The organism is Apolloniradiicaulis salifontis (assembly GCF_053756655.1).
Genome location: NZ_CM132387.1, coordinates 2,797,834 through 2,817,024 on the forward strand (window position 1 = coordinate 2,797,834; position 19,191 = coordinate 2,817,024).

Below are 19,191 nucleotides of genomic sequence, written 5' to 3' on the forward strand. Positions count from 1 at the left end.
CCTTGCGCGGACCGCTTTTCTTGCAATCGCCGGAAACGGGCCGGGCCTTTGGCGCAATTTCGCCTCAAGGGTCCGGCCTGTTACATCCAGGGTGTCGCCAAAGGCGCGCATTATTAACAGGGGGATAGATCATGACATTTCTCAAACTGGCCGGCGCATCGGCGTTGGCGATCGCCATATCGGCCGGCGCTTCGGCCCAGACCCATGCCCAGACCCATGGCGGAGAGCCGGGATTCGGCGTTCTGGGCTTTGACGGGGCGGCGGCGAGCCTGCCGGCGCGCGCCGGCGGTGCGCTGAGCCTGGAGGGGCTTGGCTGCTTCGGCTATTCCACAATCGAGCCCAGCGCTGCGATCGATGTGAGCGGGTCCGGACCGCTTTACATCGCCGCCGGGTCGGACATCGACCTCACCCTGGCGGTGCGCGGTCCTGACGGCGAGATCAGCTGTTCGGACGACGACGCCGGGCAGTTCAATCCCGGCGTGGTCTTCGACGCCGCCACGCCTGGCCTTTACCAGGTCTGGATCGGCACGTACGGCGCCGGCGAGGGCTATCCCCCGGTGTGGCTGAACGCATCCGCCGACGCGTTCAACACCGAAAACCCCTATATCGTCTCGGCCAACCCGAGCCTGCCCGCCGCGCACACCGTGCGCCTGGCCGGCGGCTTCCGCAATGACCCACAGACCCTGGACGTCACGGCGGGCGGCCCCGCCCGGATGTCCGGCCTGGACCTGTCGTGCTACGGGCGTACAAGCGAAGCGCCGGCGGCGACGCTGGACTATCGCGGCGGCGCCCTGCCGCTCTTCATCGGCCTGAGCAGCGACGCCGACACCACTATCGGCGTGATTACGCCCGGCGGCGAGGTTTTGTGCGATGACGACGCGGTGGGCGCCGACGCGGGCGTGATGATCGAAGCGCCCGAGGCGGGCCGCTACACGATTTTCGCCGGTCTTTATGACGACCGGGAATCGGACGGCGTTCCGGCCACCCTTTCGATCTCGGAAATCGGCTTTGGCGGCGTGGATCGCCGCCTGGACGTGGCCGGCGAACCGGTGTTCGGGGCCCATCAGCTGGCCGCCGGCTTCATGCCCGATCCCGCAAGCTACGCGGTGGAGGCCGGCGGCGCGATGGACATCGCCATGGCCATCGGCGAGAGCGGCATGGGCGGCGGCTGGTGCCCCGGCTACGCCACGCGCACGCCCACCTTGCGCATCACCTATGACGGCCAGGGTCCGCTTTTCATCTCCATGGAAAGCAACACCGACACAACGCTGGCGGTGAACGGCCCGGACGGCGCCTGGACCTGCGACGACGATTCGCTGGGCGATCTCAATCCCTCGCTGAGCTATGACGCGCCCCGCGCCGGGATCTACGACATCTATGCGGGCACGTTCTCCGGCGGTGAGACCGCACCGGCGACGATTTATGTCTCCGAAATCGCTGGCGGCGCCGACCCGAGCACGCGCATGATGGACTTTAGTCTGCCTGCTCTGGGCGCGACCCTGTCGCTGGAGCCGGGCTTCGCCCCGGACATGGGCCGCATCGACGTCATAGCGGGCGGGCCGGCCGAGCCGGTCAACACCGGCGAGGCCTGGTGCGCGGGCAATTACACCAATGCGCCCAGCGTGGAGCTGAGCTGGGCCGGCGGTCCGTTCAGCGTCTCGACGCAGGCCGACGCCGACACAACGCTAGCGGTGAATCTGCCGAACGGCGACTGGATCTGCGACGATGACGGCGGCGAGGGCCTTCTGTCGCGGCTCGATCTCTCCGGGGATTCGGGCGTCTATGATATCTGGGTCGGGTCCTTCTCCAGCGGCGTCTCCGAAGACGCGGTGCTGATCATCGAAGAGGCGCAGTAGCGCCGGAGCCTTGCAGCGGGGGGGAGCGCTTGCGTTTTGCGCGCACCCGCGTATAACCCCCGCTCCACTTTTGACGGCCTACCCGGCCCACGACATGCCGGGCGGCCCTGAACGCTGAAGACGACCGGTTCGCCGGCCGCCTGAACAAGGAGAGCGAAATGTCGAAACTGAAGACCAAGTCGGGCGCCAAAAAGCGCTTCAAGGTCACGGGCACGGGCAAGGTCATGGCCGCCCAGGCCGGCAAGCGCCACGGCATGATCAAGCGCACGCCGAAGCAGATCCGCCAAAAGCGGGGCACCGACGTGCTCGCCGCGCCGGACGCGAAAATCGTCAAGCGCAGCTATTTGCCCTACAGCCGCTAAGCGGTTGGTTCTCAAGATATAAGGAGAGCGACCCATGGCCCGTGTGTCCTCAGGTCCCGCCCGTCACGCCCGCAAGAAAAAGATCATCGACCAGGCCAAAGGTTATTATGGCCGCCGGAAGAATACGTTCCGCGTCGCCAACCAGGCGGTTGAGAAGGCCGGTCAGTACGCCTATCGCGACCGCCGCGTCAAAAAGCGCACCTTCCGTGCGCTCTGGATCCAGCGCATCAACGCCGGCGCCCGCTTGAACGGCCTGACCTACGCCACCTTCATCAACGGCCTGCACAAGGCCGGCATCGAGCTGGACCGCAAGGTCCTGTCCGACATCGCCACGCACGAGCCGGAGGCGTTCGCGTCGCTGGTCAGCCAGGCGAAAGCGGCACTGGAAGCTTAAGCGCGACCTTCGCGCAGACGCTCTGCGACAACGCCCGCCTGGGACTCCCGGGCGGGCGTTTTTCGTTTTGACCTGAATCCCCGGCGCAGCCACCCGGCGGCCGCGCGCCGCGCACTTTCCTCCCCTCGCCCCCTCGTCTAAGACACGCCCCACGCCTCGATTCTGTTACGGATGCACGCCATGACCGCCACCGCCGATCTTGATCAGCTCGAAGCCCGCCTCTCCCACGCGATCGAGGCGGCTGGAGACCTCGCCGCGCTGGATGCGGTGCGTGTCGCGGCCCTGGGCAAGAAGGGCGAGGTCAGCTTGAAAATGCGCGAGCTGGGCAAGATGAGCCCGGAGGAGCGCCAAATCATGGGCCCGGCGCTGAACGGTCTGAGGGACCGGCTGGCCCAGACCATAGACGCCAAAAAGACCGCGCTGGAAGACGCCGCGCTGAACGAAGCCCTGCAAAGTGAAACCGTCGACGTCACCCGGCCGGTGCGCCGCGAGCCAGCCGGTTCGCTTCACCCGGTGAACCAGGTGATGGAAGAGCTGGCCGTGATCTTCGCCGACATGGGCTTCAAGGTCGCCGAGGGTCCCGATGTGGAAGACGACTTTCATAACTTCACGGCGCTGAATTTTCCGCCCGACCACCCGGCCCGCGACACCCATGACACCTTCTTCATGACGGCGCCCGAAGGCGAGACGCCGAAGGTTCTGCGCACCCACACCTCGCCGGTGCAGATCCGCACCATGATGAGCGAAAAGCCGCCGATCCGGATCATCGCGCCGGGCCGGGTGTATCGCTGCGACTGGGACCAGACCCACACGCCCATGTTCCATCAGGTGGAAGGCCTGGTGATCGACAAGGGGACCCATATGGGCCACCTCAAAGGCTGCCTGATGGATTTCGTGGCGGCCTTCTTCGAGACCGACGAGGTGGTGGCGCGCTTTCGCCCCCACCACTTCCCCTTCACCGAGCCCAGCGCGGAAATGGACGTGCGCTATGAGCGCGTCGGCGAAGCGGTGAAGGTGGGCAGTGGCGATAAATGGATGGAGATCCTCGGCTGCGGCATGGTGCACCCCAATGTGATTCGCGCCTGCGGGCTTGATCCGGAAGAATATCAGGGCTTCGCCTTCGGCATGGGCGTGGATCGCCTCGCCATGCTGAAATACGGCATGAGCGATCTCAGACCCTTCTTCGAGCCCGACCCGCGCTGGCTGTCGCACTATGGCTTCAGCCCGCTGCTGCAGGCCAATCTGGCGACGGGGCTGAGCTAGCGGTGAGCGCGCGCGAACTCTTCAAGGTTCGTCCTGCGATGCCCACCCCGCCAGCCGTCTTTAACTCTTTGAATGTCCATCGGATCGAACCGTCATGAAATTCACCCTCTCCTGGCTCCACGAGCATCTCGACACCGATCTCGCCATCGATGATCTGGCCGAGGCCATGACCATGGCGGGCCTGGAGATCGAGGAGATCGACAATCCGGCCGAAAAGCTCTCCGCCTTCACGGTCGCCCATGTGAAAGCCGCGCAGCCCCATCCGGACGCCGACCGTCTGCGGATCTGCACCGTGGACACGGTGGACGGCGAGAAGCAGATCGTGTGCGGCGCGCCCAATGCGCGCGCGGGGATGACGGCGATCTATGCGCCGCTGGGCACATACATCCCCGGCCTCGACTTCGCGCTGGATAAAAAGCCCCGCAAGATTCGCGGGATCGAGTCCCATGGCATGCTGTGCTCCACCAAGGAGATCGAGGCGGGCGAGGACCATGACGGAATCGCCGATCTTGACGGCGACTGGGCAGTGGGCACCCCGGCGGCGAAAGCGCTGGGCCTTGATGACCCGGTCATTGATTTTGAGGTCACCCCCAACCGTCCTGACTGGCTCGGCGTGTATGGCATTGCGCGCGACCTCGCCGCCGCCGGCGCGGGGACGCTGAAGACCGGCCCGGTGGAGCCAATCGCGGGCGAAGGTCCGTGCCCGGTGAGCCTAGAACTCGACTGGCCAGAGGCCTGCCCGATCTTCGCCGGCCGGGTGATCCGCGGCGTGAAGAACGGACCCTCGCCGGACTGGCTGCAGCAGCGCCTGATCGCCATTGGCCTTCGGCCGATCAACCTTCTGGCCGACGTAACGAATTACGTCTCCTTTGATCGCGCCCGCCCGCTCCACGTCTATGACCGCGCCAAGATTGGCGATGTGATCCGAGCGCGCCACGGCCAAGGCGAGTCCGACAGCTTCCAGGCTCTGGACGGCAAGGACTACGTTCCGGCCGCGCACCACTGCGTCATCGCCGACGATGCGCGCGCGCTTGGCCTGGGCGGAATCATGGGCGGTGAGCATTCCGGCTGCACGGGCGAGACCACCGAGGTCTTCATCGAGAGCGCCTGGTTTGATCCGGCGATCACTCGCGTCACGGGCCGCGAGACCGGGATCGACAGCGACGCGAAGTATCGCTTTGAACGCGGCGTCGACCCGGAAAGCGTGCTGGACGGCCTGCATCTTGCGACCGCGCTGATCGTGAAATACGGCGGAGGAACCGCCAGCGAGGTGACGGTAGCGGGCGAGGCCCCGGCGCGTCCGGCGCCCATCGCGCTGGACCCGGCGCGTGTGGGCAAGCTTCTGGGGCTTCAGCTGAGCCAAGACCGGATCGAGGCGATCCTCACCTCGCTGGGATTCGGCGTAGAGCGCGGATCGCCCTGGACGGTGTCGGTTCCCAGCTGGCGGCGCGATTGCTCGCAGAGCGCCGACCTGATCGAGGACATCGCCCGCATCGAAGGCTATGACAGCCTGCCGGTGGTGAGCTTCAAGCGCATGGACGGCGAGCGTTTCGAGGCGCCCGCCACGGAGCTGCAGAACCGGGTGCGGGCCACGCGCCGGGCCATGGCGCTGCGCGGCTATCAGGAGGCGATCACCTGGTCGTTCTGCCGCCATGACGAAGCCGATCTGTTCGGCGGCGCGGGCAAGGGCCTGACGCTCGCCAACCCGATCAGTTCAGAGCTGGACGTGATGCGCCCCAGCGCGCTGATCCATCTGCTCAAGGCGCTGCAGAAAAGCGCCGACCGCGCCATCGAGGACGCGCGCTATTTCGAGGCTGGCCCGATCTATCTTGATGACAGCCCCACGGGTCAGAAGACCGTCATCGCCGGCGTGCGCCGCGTGGTCGCCGGGCGCGACTGGCGCGGGGCGGCCGCGCCGGACGTGTTCGACGCCAAGGCCGACGCCCTGGCGGCGCTGGCCGCGGCGGGCGGCCCCGCCGACACTGTGCAGATCAGCGCCGATGCCCGCGCCTGGTGGCATCCGGGGCGCTCGGGCGTTTTGCGCCTTGGCCCCAATGTCCTGGCCGAGTTCGGCGAGATTCACCCCAAAGTCCTCAAGGCCCTTGATATCGACGGGCGGGTTCTCGCCTTTGAAGTGTTCCTGGAGGCTGTGCCGTCGGCCAAGAAGAAGGCGCTGAAGGCCCGCCCGGCGGTGACGATCCCCGAGCTCAACCCGGTGCGCCGCGACTTCGCCTTTCTCGCCCCCGCCGATATGCCGACGGCGGACTTGCTGAAAGCGATCAAGGGCGCCGACAAGGCGCTGATCACCGACGCTGCGCTGTTCGACGTCTATACCGGCAAGGGCGTGCCGGAGGGCCAGGTATCGCTGGCGGTGGAAGTGACCCTTCAGCCCGCCGACAAGACGCTCACCGACAAGGATATCGAGGCGGTCGCCGCGAAGATCGTCAAGGCGGGCGAGAAGGTCGGGGCGAGCCTTAGAAGCTAGAGCGGGGCGCGGCTCCGTTGAGCGGGACCGGTATCGGAGAGCGTGACGCCCATGCGCAAGATCGCTCCCTGTGACCAGCGCGATTTCCTCATTGAGGCCGTGCGCGCCGATCCGATCGCCGAGGCGATCCTCGCGCGATCAGGCGGCTTGAACCTGCCCGACTGGGCTCTGGCGGCCGGGGCGGTCTATCAGAATGTCTGGAACGCCCTCACAGACCGTCCGCCCGGCCATGGCGTGAAGGATTATGATCTGGCCTATCACGACGCCACCGATCTCTCCTTTGAGGCCGAGGACGCGGTTATCCAGCGCTGCGCGTCAGCCTTCGCCGATATTCCAAAGCCGGTGGAGGTGCGTAACCAGGCGCGCGTGCATCTGTGGTTTGAGAGCCGGTTCGGCTACGCCAAGCCGCCCTACCAATCCACAAAAGACGGAATCGCCAATTACGCCGCGGCCGCCCATATGGTGGGCTTGCGCCGTGGGGCGGACGGAGCGCACACACTGCTGGCGCCGCGCGGGCTCGACGCCGTGTTCGCCATGGAGATCGCACCGGCGAGCGCGCAGGCCGACACGGCTGATTTTGCAAAGAAAAGTCAGCGCATGCGGGCGGTGTGGCCGGAGCTGAGGGTGGTCGGCCGGCGGTCCTGAGGGCCCGCCCGCGCCGCGCCTGCTGCAATCAGGCGCCCGGATCGATCGAACCGAGGCGGGCCTTTGGGGGTTATTGCGTCAAGCAGTGAGGCGATCCCCATGGAAAAGTCCACAGAAACCCAGAATTCCGGCCGGTTCACCGCCGGTGCGAGCCGCGCCAGGGAGGCGGGACGCAAGGGCGGGCTGAAATCGTCGGGACGCTTCAAGCCGGGCGGCGACGCCGCCAGCGCCGCCGGACGCAAGGGCGGCCTGAAATCGCCGGGCAAATTCACCGCCGGATCAGACCGCGCCCGCGAAGCCGGCCGCAAGGGCGGTCAGGCGCGGCGCAAGCGGAGCGCCGAGGAAAACTAGCCAACGCGCAATCTGTCTGAAAACCGGTTCCCACTTTTCAGATTGCGCGCCCGATTTTCCAACGCGCAATCTGTCTGAAAACCGGTTCCCACTTTTCAGATTGCGCTTTAGAGCCCGCCCCCGACGCGATTCTTCCAGTAGCCGACATCCTCGGCGTATTTGCCGACGATCTCGGCCATCACCGCGTCCAGGCGCAGCGTGTGGAAGCTGATCCACTCACCCTGATCTATTTCCTGAAGCGCCTTCATCGCGTTGATGAGGAAGAAGGCGTAGAGCGCCACCACCAGCACGAACAACACCGCAAACACCCAGCCCAGCGCCAGAATGGTGTCAAAGGGCGCGCGGTCGGTGAAAACGGCCAGCCCCGACAGAACGACCGCCAGCGCCACCAGGAACCCGGTGGGCACGAAGACCAGATAATAGTGCGAATTACGCCGGATCTGGAACACCACGTTGCGCACATAGGTCTCCACGAAGAAGACCCGAAACGCGATCCAGCTGATATTGAGCATCCAGAGCTGCGCCTCCTCGGCGAGCTGTTTGGAATCGCGCTCCTGACCCACGGTCAGCGATTTCGCCTTGCCCACGGCGGTGCGGTAGTGATCATTCACCCGCGCCAGATAGCGGGTCAGGAAATTGGCCATCTCGCGGGCGGTGTTGCGCTGATAGGGCGAATATTCGGCGTAGTAGAGCGCCCACATCACCATGGCCGCCAGAAGACAGCTGCCCGCGCCCACCACCAGCGAGGTGAGCTGGGCCGAGCTCACCAGCGCATCGTCGCTGACGCCGGCGAAGAGGCCCAGGCGCTGCACGAGCCCCGCGTCATTGGCGAGAATATTGACCAGCAGCACCGCGCCGAGAATGCAGGAGAACCAGACCGCGAGCTTGCGCACATTGGCGTTCATCAGCTTGCGGCTCTGATCGAGCAGGTAAAGCACGCCGGAATCGCTCTCCTGGAACTGGCGGGCGATCACCGCGCCCTCGATGTCCTCGAAGAGCGCACGCGGATCGGCGTCGATGGGCACGCGCCCGCCCAGAAACCCGCTGGCGAGCCGTCTGTACTCCTGCGCGGTTTCACGAGTCAGCTCCTCGGGCATGCGCATGAAGCCCACGCGCACCATCAGCCATTTGAAGAAAACGCCCTGGCGCTGGATGAAGCTTTCTTCGTGGTCGAAATCATCGCCCAGCGCAGCTTCTGTCAGGGTCGTGTGGCCCGACACCGCCGCGGCGGCCGCGCCGGTGGCCGGCGTGGCGACGGGCGCGGCGCGCTTGCTGCGGCCGAACACACGCAGGACCGGGCGGAAGGGCAAGGCGAATGCGCGCAACGCCCCGGCGACGAGCTGCCAGATCCAGCGGCGCAGAATATAAGCCAGCAGCGCCGCCGCCAGCCCGAATACGAGCCCGGCGGCGAACAGCTCGATCTGGGTCGCACTCGTCATGTCAGCTCGCCTCCTTCGCGCCCCCCGCCGCGTGCCGCCAGCTTAACGGGCGGATGCTTGGATGGCGAGGAAAAGCGGGGCTTGCGCGCCTAGAAGGGTACCCAGTTACGTTGGCGTGAATAGGCCAGATAGCCCATGTTCGCGCCCGCCCGCAGGCCGACGCCGGAGCGGATCGGCGCCAGGGTGATATCGTCGGCGCGCTGATAGTTCACGCCCATTCCCGCCACCAGATAGGCCGTGCCTTCAACGCCGGGAAAGCGCTGATACAAGCGGTCCACATCGTTCAGCCGGTAGACCAGGGTGAACACCCGGCTGGCGTTGCCGCCAGCGTCAAAGCCCACCGACGGGCCCTGCCAATAGACTTTCTGCTGCTCGCTTGAGCCCTTCATCGTCAGATAGCCCTCGCCATAGCGCAGCCCGACCCCGGCGGCGGCCGACAGCTCTTCACCGGCGATATAGCCCACCGGACGGCCCAGATCGGCGAAGACTCGCTCCAGTGCGCTCGCGGCGGCTTCGGCGGTGACGCCGAAGAAGTCGGCGGTCGCCTCCACCATCTCGTCACGCGAATAGGTGTCGATGGGCTCCTGATAGGCGCTGGGCTGGCCGTACTCGGGCGCAGGCGCGCTGCTGGAGGCGCAGGCGGTCAGACCAAGCGCGGCGAGGCCGGCGAAAACGGGCGCGAAACGCATGGGAATATCTCCGGGGAATCTGAAAGACGGCCAGACCCTGCGCGCGCTTTGCGGCAGGGTTTGGGCGGAAGGGTTAAGCAGAGATTACCGGCGCGATCAGGAGGCGACGCGCCCGACACTCATCGTATTGAAGCTCTGGAATAATCCGCGCAGCGTCTGCGGCATGTCGCAGAGATAGCGCTCATCCAGCGCCGGGGTGTCGATTGCAAACGCCGACATGCCCTCGCTGCGCCGGCCCGGCAGCGAAATCGCCTGGGCCGCCATGGCCCAGCGGCTGCAGACACGCCCCTCGGCGGGCTCGGCCAGTAGCCGCACCACGCCATGGTGACGCGGATCGCGGCGGATGGACTCGAACACGGCGTCCACATTGTCTTGCGGACCTTCAAGCAGCTGCATGAAGTTGGCGCCGTTATAGACCAGCAGCCCGGTGACGCCGCTGGCTGAATTGCGCGTGTTCGCGATGGCGCAAATGCTCTCGATCGCCGTCAGGTCGAGGGCGGGACTGGCGGTGCTCACATACACCAGTCGACTTAAGGTCATCATTAATCGTCGTCCCGATTCTCATAAATCGACCCTCGCCCGCGCCTTGAATTGAGCGTATTCAGGGGCGCGCGTAAAGACCCTTCGCTGCGGTTGGATTTTTGTATGTGTTAAGTGAACGCATGCTCACCTCGGGATGGGTCGAGGCTATCTTCAGGCGCGAATACGCAGATCCGTTCGCCACAATTGCGACGCGACGAAGCCCGGCGGCTCGGCTAGGCTGGGTTTAATCTCAAACATGGCGCACCGGGGCTGGGCATGACCGATTTTCTGATGCTGGCGTTCATCTTCCTGATCGCGGGCGTGATCGCCGTACCCATCGCCACCAGATTCGGGCTGGGATCGGTGCTCGGCTATCTCATCGCCGGCGTCGCCATCGCCCCGGTTCTGGGCCAGCTTGGGGTGGACATCGTCTCCATCCAGCACTTCGCCGAGTTCGGCGTGGTGATGATGCTGTTCCTTGTGGGCCTGGAGCTGGAGCCCGAACGCCTGTGGGCGCTGCGCACCCGGCTTCTGGGCCTTGGCGGGCTGCAGGTCAGTCTGACGATTCTGGCCGTGACCGGCATCCTCATGGGGTTCGGCTTAAGCTGGCCTCTGGCCCTGGCGAGCGGGTTCATCCTGTCTCTGTCCTCCACCGCGATCGTCCTGCAGACGCTGAACGAGCGCGGGCTGATGCGCAGCGATGGCGGCCAGTCGAGCTTTTCGGTGCTCTTGTTTCAGGACATCGCCGTCATCCCCATGCTCGCCTTCATCCCCCTGCTGGCGATCCCTGAACTGACCGGGATCGGCGCCGACGCGGCCTCCCACGCAGGAGTGGGCGATCACGGCGCGGGGCTCAGCCTCGTCGCCCATCTCAATGGCTGGCAGGCCGCCCTTGTCACCATCGCCGCCGTGGCTGCGGTCGTTCTGAGCGGGCGCTGGCTGACCCGGCCGCTGTTTCGCTTCATCGCCCGCGCCCAGCTGCGCGAATTGTTCACCGCCGCGGCGCTGATGATCGTAGTGGGGATCGCGCTTTTGATGGCGCTGGTGGGCCTGTCGCCGGCGCTGGGCGCCTTCGTGGCCGGCGTGGTGCTGGCCAACAGCGAATACCGCCACGAACTTGAGTCCGACATCATGCCTTTCCGCGGGCTCTTGCTGGGCGTGTTCTTCATGACGGTGGGCGCGGGCATCGACTTCATGCTGCTGGCCGACGAGGCGATGGTGCTGATCGGCGGCGTGGTCGGCCTGATCGCCCTCAAGGCGGTGATCCTTCTAGGGCTGGGGCGTTTGTTCGGCGTCAATGGGTCTGATCGCTGGCTTCTGGCGCTGGGTCTGGCGCAGGCGGGCGAGTTCGGTTTCGTGCTGCTATCCTTCACCGTGGCCAGCAATGTCATGCCCGACGCTCTGGCCGACCGGCTGTCGCTGATCGTGGCGATGTCCATGATGCTGACCCCGCTTCTATTCATTCTGCACGACCGGCTCATCGCGCCGCGCTTTTCCGGCGCGGGGCGCGAGGCGGACACGATCGAGGAGCCGGGCGAAATCCTCATCGCCGGGCACGGGCGCATGGGCGGCATCATAAACCGCATGCTGAAAGCCGCCGGCCATCAGACCACGGTGGTGGACTACTCCTCGCGCCAGATCGACATTCTCGCCCGCTTCGGCCTGCACGCCTATTTCGGCGACGCCACGCGCCCTGATCTGCTCACCGCCGCCGGGGTGGAGCGCGCGAAGCTTCTGATCATCGCCATCGACGGCAAGGAGCAGATCACCAAGCTGGCCGCCTATGCGGTGAAGACCTACCCCCACCTGCACGTCATGGCGCGGGCGGTGGATCGCGACCATGTTTACGAGCTGTACGAGGCCGGCTGCCGGGACATCATCCGTGAGGTCTATGACAGCTCGATCCGCATGGGGCGCGCCGCCTTCGAGGCGCTGGGGGTCGAGCACGAAACCGCCCTTGAGATGGCAAAGGCCTTCGACCGGACCGACCGGCGGGCCATGCTGCACACCGCGCAGGTCTACACCACCGGCGTTCCCGCCCATGAAAACGAGGCCTATGTGGCGCGGGTGAAGGAGATCCTGGGCCCCTGGGAGGACGAGCTGCGCGCTGAAATGGACACGATCCGCAAGGGCGGCGCCTGAGCCGCGCCGGGGCGCCGCCCGCAAACCGCCGATCCTGCTTGGCGCACGGGGCCTGCAGTGCTAACTCCGCCTCCATGAGCACTGATCCTTCCCGCATCCGAAACTTCTCCATCGTGGCCCATATCGACCACGGCAAATCCACGCTCGCCGACCGGCTGATCCAGGTCACCGGCGGGCTGACCAACCGTGAGATGAAGGAGCAGGTGCTCGACAATATGGAGCTCGAGCGCGAGCGGGGGATCACCATCAAGGCCCAGACTGTGCGCCTGAACTACACGGCCAAGGACGGGCTGGATTATGTCCTGAACCTCATCGACACGCCCGGCCACGTGGACTTCGCCTATGAGGTCTCCCGTTCGCTCTACGCCTGCGAAGGCGCGCTTCTGGTGGTGGACGCGGCCCAGGGCGTCGAGGCCCAGACGCTGGCGAACGTCTATGCGGCCATCGATGTGGACCTGGAAATCGTTCCGGTGCTCAACAAGATCGACTTGCCCGCCGCAGAGCCCGACCGGATCAAGCAGCAGATCGAGGATGTGATCGGCATCGACGCCTCCGAGGCGGTTCTGATCAGCGCCAAGACGGGCCTGGGCGTCGAGGACGTGCTGGAGGCCATCGTGAAGCGCCTGCCCCCGCCGGCCGCCGGCGATCCGGCGGCGCCGCTCAAAGCGCTCTTGGTGGACAGCTGGTACGACACCTATCTGGGCGTGATCTGCCTGGTGCGCGTCATCGAGGGCACCCTGAAAAAGGGCATGCGCGTGCGCATGATGGGCACGAACGCCAACTATAACGTGGACGGCGTCGGCGTGTTCACGCCGCAAAAGACCGACCGCCCGGATCTGGGTCCCGGCGAAATCGGCTTTCTCAACGCCTCCATCAAGCAGGTGCGCGATACGCGCGTCGGCGACACGATCACCGAGGAGAAGCGCCCCACCACCACCATGCTGCCGGGCTTCAAGCCGGCCGTGCCGGTGGTGTTCTGCGGCCTGTTCCCGGTGGACGCGGCCGACTTTGAGGATTTGCGCGACGCGGTGGAGCGCCTGGCGCTCAACGACGCCTCCTTCAGCTTCGAGATGGAGACCAGCGCGGCGCTGGGGTTCGGCTTCCGCTGCGGCTTTCTGGGGCTCCTTCACCTGGAGGTCATCCGCGAGCGTCTTGAGCGTGAATACAATGTGGACCTGATCACCACCGCGCCGTCCGTGGTCTACACCATGCAGCTCATCGACGGCTCGTCGCTGGATCTGCACAACCCCGCCGACATGCCGGACCCGGTGAAGATTGAAAGCATTTCAGAGCCCTGGATCAAGGCGACCATCCTGGTGCCCGACGAGTATCTGGGCGGCGTTCTGAAGCTGTGCGAAGACCGGCGGGGCATCCAGAAAGAGCTCACCTATGCCGGCGCCCGGGCCATGCTGGTCTATGAGCTGCCCCTCAACGAGGTGGTGTTCGACTTCTATGACCGGCTGAAAAGCGTCACCCGCGGCTACGCCAGCTTCGACTACCAGTTCATCGAGTACCGCGAAGGCGATCTGGTGCGCATGACCGTGCTGGTGAACGAGGAGCCGGTGGACGCCCTCTCGATGATTGTCCACCGCACCCGCGCCGAAATGCGCGGCCGCGGCATGTGCGAACGGCTCAAAGAGCTGATCCCCCGGCACATGTTCAAGATCCCGATCCAGGCCGCCATCGGCGGCCGCGTCATCGCCCGCGAAACCCTGGCCGCCATGCGCAAGGACGTCACCGCCAAATGCTATGGCGGCGACGTGACCCGCAAACGCAAACTCCTGGACAAGCAAAAAGCGGGCAAGAAGAAGATGCGCCAGTACGGCAATGTGGAAATCCCGCAGGAAGCGTTCATCGCGGCGCTGAAGATGGATCAGGATTAGGGGGTGAGGAAGTAGCCGCCGCTGACTGGATCGAGATCGTACTTTGACGCGACACGCTCGATAAATTCATCCGGGGCTTCGCCGCTCTTCCAAGCATCACGCACGTAGACGTCGTCAAATCCTGCATCATTAAAGTCGAGTGCGTAGTATTGCTTGAGCAACGCGTCCGCTTCGGTGCGCCATGCATTGAAATCAGTCATGCCTTACCCCTTAAAGCAGTTTTCGCGATGCCATCGCAGAAACGCACGGCTAGGCTGGTCGCGCGTCGCTTCCGGCACATGAACATATCCGCTCGGATCAAACAGGCGTTCGGTTCCGTCGGGTAGGTGCGGTTTCGCCTTCAACAGCTTGAAATCGTCGCCGATGCTCAGCAGGCCGCGATCGAACATCCAGTGGACAGTGCGGGAGAGCGCAAGGCCATTGCGAACCGAGTCCGGTCCCAGCGCGGCGACAGGTTTAATATGAGCCGCTTCCATCTCAGCACGGCCGCCACCGTTGATAATCTTCAGACCTGTTACGGCGCAGCGTGAATCATAAGCGTTGCGAACCTGTGTAGCGAACACGCGATCTCGAAAGGGCCGTTGCGAAATTTGCTCAAATACCGGGCGCTCGAAATCGAGTTGGGTTTCCTGAACACCCCAAGCTGATTGATCGGCTTGAACATCGTTTGCGACACCCAGAGCGGGTGCATAGCCAGCTTTCAAGATCAGATCGAATTCATGTTCTGGGATGCGGCGGATCGACCAGCCCATCGCACCGCGGCTTGGCTGACCATCACCGCGATCAAGCTTCGACTCCCAGTAGCCACCGTCAGCCCTTTCGAAATGGACTGGCTCAGGAAACGGAAGGAACTCCGCAATATCCGCGAAAAAATGGTCAGGCTTGGCTGGGTCCGGATAAACTGAAGTGATCCGTCCCGACGCCCAGTACACCAAACGCCCGCTGTTACGCCGGGGCTCATAGAAGAGGCAGCCGTCGCCGGACGCTTCCTCTGCGGCGCGGAGGTACTGGCGCGGAAAGTGATACCGCTCGCCGGGCACATCGTCGTAACCGCTATCAGCGCGCTGTGTTAGGACGACCTTCGGCACTGTTTACCATTCCAACCCCAAATCATTCTGCATCCAGGCAAAAAATTGCCGGAGCGTCCAGACAATAGTGAGGCAAGCGCTAGCCAAACATCCCTGCAAATTCAAAATCACATTTTGAATCTGCAAGTATATTTGCGTCTCATTCCGCGCTCACCCGCCCCCGCACAACCTGCGCCAGTCGCCACGCCACCCACACCGCCGCCCAGACATTGCCCAGCACCGGCAGGGGGAGGATGAATGCGAGGGCGATGGCTTTGTTGGGTTCCAGGATCCAGATCAGCACGGCGATGAGGAAGAAGCCCAGATAGAGATCGAACAGGCTCACCACGCCCCAGGGCTCGCTGACGAGCCAGGCGATGGCTTCGGTGAGGGACTGACCGGCGGTGGCCATGGCCCAGACGATGAGGGCGAGCAGGGCGAGGCCGCCGAGGGCGGAGAGGATGCGGACGAGGGTCATGGCGGGGCTCCGTTGCTTGTGTTTTCATACGCTGCGTGGGGGCCAGCGGTTCACGGCGCGCCCATGGACGGTCTCCGCGCGGTCCGCCGAAGAATTTGAGCGACCGACCCCGCCGCCCCATCGTTCCATGCCGGCCATTTTCGCAAGCGTCAGGGCGTGTCAAGGATGACCGGGGTAAAGCCCGGTCGCCGCGGAGCGGCGGGCCGAAGGCCCGTCCTTGACACGCCCTGAGCGCCTTGCGGTTTCCTCCAGCATGGAACGATGGGGAGGTTTGAGCAAATACCCCGAAGAACCTCGCATGCGCGCCTGAACCGGCGACGGTTCCGCAGAGGGGTCGGCGCGTCGCGCGCTCCACGCTAATCCCGGTCTGCGTCGGCCATTTCCGGCGGCGGGGCCTTGGGCGTGTAGGGCGTGTCGGCGGGGTGGCGGAACAGGTCTTCGTCGAGCTCGCCTTCCCACTTGGCCACGGTGACGGCCACGGTGGCGTCGCCGGTGACGTTCAGCGCCGTGCGGGCCATGTCCATGATGCGGTCCACCGGCAGGATGAAGCCCACCACGATGGCGATCTGCTCTGGCGGCACGTCGAAAGTCTGCAGCACGATCGCCAGCAGGAACAGGCCCGCAGACGGAATGCCAGCCGCGCCGATGGAGGCGATGGCGGCGGTGAAGGCGATGAGCACGTAATTGGCCAGGGTGAGGTCATAGCCGAAAGCCTGGGCGGTGAAGAGCGCCAGAATGCCCAGATAGAGCGCCGTGCCGTCCATGTTGATCGTGGCGCCCAGCGGCAGGACCGAGCCGGCGATGGAGCGCTTCACGCCGAGATTCTCGCTGGCGTTGGCGATGGTCACGGGCAGGGTGGCGCTGGAGCTGGCGGTGGAATAGGCCACCGCGATGGCGTCCAGCATGCCGCGCACGAAATTGAGCACCGGCAGGTTCAGGACAAAGCGGATGATGCCGCCATAGACCAGCACCGCATGGGTGAAGAGCCCGAGATAGACTGCGGCGATGAGGATCGCGATGGCGCGCAGCGCCTCCAGCCCCTGCTCGGCGATGGTGAAGCTCACCAGCGCGAAGACGCCGAAGGGGGCCACCTCCATCACCATATGGGTGATCTTCAGAACCACGTCGGCGGCCTGGGTGAACAGATCGCCCACCATCTTGCCCGCCTTGCCGGCCATAAGGATGCCGACGCCCAGAAGAACCGCGAAGAAGATCACCGCCAGCACGTCGCCGTCGGCCAGCGCCGCCACGGGGTTTTCCGGCACGATGGTGAGCAGGCGGTCCACAAGGCTGGCGCTTTCGGTGGACACCGGAACAGCGTCTGCTCCACCCAGATCGACGCCCTCGCCGGGCTTGAACACCAGGCCGAAAATGATCCCGATAATGTTGGCGAAGAAGGTGGTGGCGAAATACAGAAGGATCGTCTTGATCCCGATCGAGCCGAGCTTGGCCGGGTCGCCCAGCGCCACCACTCCGGCCACCAGCGTGGTCAGGATCAGCGGCACGATGAGCATGCGGATCAGGCGGATGAACAGATCGCCCACCGGCTTGAAATAGGTCTCGAGCCAGGCGGCGGCCGCCTCCATGCCGAACAGGTTCGAGGCCGCCAGCCCCACGATCACGCCCAGGACCAGAGCCCCGAGCACGCGCTGCCACAGCGCGACGCCGAACCACCATTTCATCTGAACTCTCCCCGGCGTTATCCCGCTTTGGAGCGGCAGCGTAAGCCTCGCCGGGTATAAATCAACGCCTTGGCGCGGCGCCGGCGTCAAAGGCCTTCAGCGCGATGATGCGCATCAGGACCAGAAGCCATATCCCGCCCCCGATCAGAAGCCAGGGCGACAGCGCGAAGCCGCGGTCGATGCGCGAAATCGCGATCAGGGCCACGGCCATGGCCGCTCGCCGGACCACCATGGCCCAGCCCATGTCGCGATACCGCTCCGCCGAACGGATCGTACGCGCGGAGAACCAGCGCCAAGCGCGCTTGGCCCGCCCGCCGTCCTGATCGCGCCGATCCGCTTCAGAGTTATGATAAGCATCGCTCATATTTCTCAGAATACGGAATTTTTTGCACAAGTCAAAGCAAGCCGCGAAACAGCCCGAACGACCCGCCATGACTAGCCTGAAGCGGTGGTGTCCGCGGTCGCTCTTGCGGCGGGCTTTTCACCGTTACAGCGCGTGTCCTGATTACAGCGCGCGGCCTGAAAGTGTTTGACACCCCCCGCCCGCGGCATCGACGCTCGGACCCGGGCGAGATGTAGGGAAGGTCCGCCATGGCGTCTGACAGCGAGGGACCCCGGCTCGGCCTTATCGGCGCGACACTTCAGCTGTGGGCGTTGCTTCTGGGCATTGCGCTTCTACTGGCGGGCAATGGGCTGCAGGGCACGCTTCTGGGCGTGGTGGCGGAGGATTCAGGCTTTTCCAGCGCCGTGACCGGCTTTGTCATGACGTGCTTCTATGCCGGGTTCATGCTCGGCTCGCTGGGGGCGGAACGCCTCATCGCCCGCGTCGGTCATGTCCGCACCTTCGCCGCCCTCGCCTCGGCGGGCTCCATCGCCATCCTGATTCATGGCCTGGCGATCGAGCCGGGTCTGTGGGCGCTCATGCGCTTCATCACCGGCTTCAGCTTCGCCGGGCTCTACGTGGTGGCCGAAAGCTGGCTGGCCCGCCAGAGCGACAATGACTATCGCGGCGGGCTTTTGGCGGTGTACATGATCGTCCAGCATGCAGGCCTCGCCGGCGGGCAGCTCCTGATGAACACGGCGCCGACCACTGGTCTGGCGCTCTATGTGATCACTTCCATCATCATCTCCGCAGCGCTGATCCCAATTCTCTTAAGCTCCGCGCCGCAGCCGCACGTGGTCATCGATGTGGAACGGCTCAGCCTCACAAAACTCTTTGGAGTTTCCCCGCTGGGCGTGGCCGGCTGCTTCGGCGCAGGGCTCGCCAACGGGATCATTCTGGGCATGAGCGCGGTGTATGCCCGCCGGCTCGGCCTTGATATCGCGGCGATCTCGGTGTTCGTCGCCGCCATCATGGTCGGCGGGGCGGCGTTCCAGTGGCCGGTCGGCAAGCTGTCTGACCGCATGGACCGGCGCCGGGTCATCGCCGGGGTCGCCGGTCTCACCGCCATCGCCGCCCTGGCCCTCGTCCCGGCCGCAGCGCTCGGCGGCGTGGCGCTTTTCACCGCCGGGTTTGTGGCTGGCGGCCTCGCGCTAACGATCTATCCGCTGTCGCTGGCGCATACCAATGACTGGCTGAAGCCCGAGCAGATGACGGCGTCGGCCAGCACGCTGGTCATGGTCTACGGCGCCGGCGCGGTGCTGGGGCCCATCGGGGCAGGGGCGTTCATGGGCTGGATCGGACCCGATGGCTTCGCCCTCTACCTGGCCGCCATCGCAGCTTGTCTGGCCGCCTATGCGGCCTATCGCATTCCAAAGCGCGCGGCGCCGCAAAGCACGGAAGGCTATCGTCCCGTGGGCGCGGTGGCGGGTTCCGGCGAATATCTCGGCGAGGTCTGGGACGCCGCTGACGACGAGCAGGAGTAAGCGGCGGGGCCGCTCGCCCGGCCCCCCGCTTTCCCTCTCATCAGGCAAAGAAAAACCCCGCCGGACG

General features: G+C 65.2%; 18 protein-coding genes. 10 read left to right on the top strand and 8 right to left on the bottom strand.

Annotated features, from left to right (window positions below; genetic code table 11):
- Positions 1–131: 131 nt before the first annotated feature.
- The 7 genes from ACWCOP_RS13315 to ACWCOP_RS13345 all read left to right on the top strand — a co-directional run bounded on the left by ACWCOP_RS13315 (position 132) and on the right by ACWCOP_RS13345 (position 7,356).
- Complete coding sequence (locus ACWCOP_RS13315) at positions 132–1,856, top strand: hypothetical protein (protein ID WP_478248774.1); 1,725 nt, start codon at positions 132–134, stop codon at positions 1,854–1,856.
- Positions 1,857–2,014: 158 nt separating this feature from the next.
- Entirely contained in the window at positions 2,015–2,218 is a 204-nt protein-coding gene (gene rpmI / locus ACWCOP_RS13320) for a 50S ribosomal protein L35 (protein ID WP_478248775.1), read from the top strand.
- 34 nt (positions 2,219–2,252) lie between these two features.
- The gene (rplT, locus tag ACWCOP_RS13325) at positions 2,253–2,612 is read left to right on the top strand and encodes a 50S ribosomal protein L20 (RefSeq protein ID WP_478248776.1); all 360 of its coding nucleotides are present in this window, start codon (positions 2,253–2,255) and stop codon (positions 2,610–2,612) included.
- A gap of 180 nt (positions 2,613–2,792) precedes the next feature.
- Positions 2,793–3,875 (top strand): phenylalanine--tRNA ligase subunit alpha, encoded by a 1,083-nt coding sequence (gene pheS, locus ACWCOP_RS13330; protein ID WP_478248777.1) that lies wholly within the window; start codon positions 2,793–2,795, stop codon positions 3,873–3,875.
- Between the two features lie 94 nt (positions 3,876–3,969).
- Complete coding sequence (pheT, locus tag ACWCOP_RS13335) at positions 3,970–6,360, top strand: phenylalanine--tRNA ligase subunit beta (protein WP_478248778.1); 2,391 nt, start codon at positions 3,970–3,972, stop codon at positions 6,358–6,360.
- A gap of 51 nt (positions 6,361–6,411) precedes the next feature.
- Complete coding sequence (locus tag ACWCOP_RS13340) at positions 6,412–7,005, top strand: nucleotidyltransferase family protein (RefSeq protein WP_478248779.1); 594 nt, start codon at positions 6,412–6,414, stop codon at positions 7,003–7,005.
- Positions 7,006–7,104: 99 nt separating this feature from the next.
- Positions 7,105–7,356 carry a KGG domain-containing protein gene (locus ACWCOP_RS13345; protein ID WP_478248780.1) on the top strand — a complete coding sequence of 84 codons (252 nt, stop codon included), beginning with the start codon at positions 7,105–7,107 and terminating at the stop codon, positions 7,354–7,356.
- A 107-nt stretch (positions 7,357–7,463) separates the two neighbouring features.
- Here ACWCOP_RS13345 and ACWCOP_RS13350 read toward each other — a convergent pair whose 3' ends face one another.
- From ACWCOP_RS13350 to ACWCOP_RS13360, 3 genes are all read right to left on the bottom strand, one after another.
- On the bottom strand, positions 7,464–8,795 hold the full coding sequence (locus tag ACWCOP_RS13350; RefSeq protein ID WP_478248781.1) for a hypothetical protein: 1,332 nt from the start codon (positions 8,793–8,795) through the stop codon (positions 7,464–7,466).
- A gap of 89 nt (positions 8,796–8,884) precedes the next feature.
- Positions 8,885–9,484: a DUF1134 domain-containing protein gene (locus ACWCOP_RS13355; protein ID WP_478248782.1), complete on the bottom strand. Its 600-nt coding sequence runs from the start codon at positions 9,482–9,484 to the stop codon at positions 8,885–8,887.
- A 96-nt stretch (positions 9,485–9,580) separates the two neighbouring features.
- Positions 9,581–10,027, bottom strand: coding sequence for a BLUF domain-containing protein (locus tag ACWCOP_RS13360; RefSeq protein WP_478248783.1), 447 nt, complete (start codon positions 10,025–10,027; stop codon positions 9,581–9,583).
- A gap of 255 nt (positions 10,028–10,282) precedes the next feature.
- Here ACWCOP_RS13360 and ACWCOP_RS13365 point away from each other — a divergent pair, with 255 nt between their 5' ends.
- Positions 10,283–12,148, top strand: coding sequence for a monovalent cation:proton antiporter-2 (CPA2) family protein (locus ACWCOP_RS13365; protein ID WP_478248784.1), 1,866 nt, complete (start codon positions 10,283–10,285; stop codon positions 12,146–12,148).
- A 74-nt stretch (positions 12,149–12,222) separates the two neighbouring features.
- The gene (gene lepA, locus ACWCOP_RS13370; protein WP_478248785.1) at positions 12,223–14,031 is read left to right on the top strand and encodes a translation elongation factor 4; all 1,809 of its coding nucleotides are present in this window, start codon (positions 12,223–12,225) and stop codon (positions 14,029–14,031) included.
- Here the strand turns inward: lepA and ACWCOP_RS13375 are convergent.
- From ACWCOP_RS13375 to ACWCOP_RS13395, 5 genes are all read right to left on the bottom strand, one after another.
- Positions 14,028–14,231 (bottom strand): hypothetical protein, encoded by a 204-nt coding sequence (locus ACWCOP_RS13375; RefSeq protein WP_478248786.1) that lies wholly within the window; start codon positions 14,229–14,231, stop codon positions 14,028–14,030. The two genes, lepA and ACWCOP_RS13375, sit on opposite strands and share 4 nt — an antisense overlap.
- A 3-nt stretch (positions 14,232–14,234) precedes the next feature.
- Positions 14,235–15,119, bottom strand: coding sequence for an HNH endonuclease (locus ACWCOP_RS13380; protein ID WP_478248787.1), 885 nt, complete (start codon positions 15,117–15,119; stop codon positions 14,235–14,237).
- 139 nt (positions 15,120–15,258) lie between these two features.
- Positions 15,259–15,576 carry a hypothetical protein gene (locus tag ACWCOP_RS13385; RefSeq protein ID WP_478248788.1) on the bottom strand — a complete coding sequence of 106 codons (318 nt, stop codon included), beginning with the start codon at positions 15,574–15,576 and terminating at the stop codon, positions 15,259–15,261.
- A gap of 356 nt (positions 15,577–15,932) precedes the next feature.
- Positions 15,933–17,258 (bottom strand): dicarboxylate/amino acid:cation symporter, encoded by a 1,326-nt coding sequence (locus ACWCOP_RS13390; protein WP_478248789.1) that lies wholly within the window; start codon positions 17,256–17,258, stop codon positions 15,933–15,935.
- A 61-nt stretch (positions 17,259–17,319) separates the two neighbouring features.
- The gene (locus ACWCOP_RS13395; protein WP_478248790.1) at positions 17,320–17,622 is read right to left on the bottom strand and encodes a hypothetical protein; all 303 of its coding nucleotides are present in this window, start codon (positions 17,620–17,622) and stop codon (positions 17,320–17,322) included.
- Positions 17,623–17,849: 227 nt separating this feature from the next.
- Here ACWCOP_RS13395 and ACWCOP_RS13400 point away from each other — a divergent pair, with 227 nt between their 5' ends.
- A complete protein-coding gene (locus tag ACWCOP_RS13400) occupies positions 17,850–19,124 on the top strand; it encodes an MFS transporter (protein WP_478248791.1) in 1,275 nt (424 codons plus the stop codon).
- Positions 19,125–19,191 lie beyond the last annotated feature (67 nt).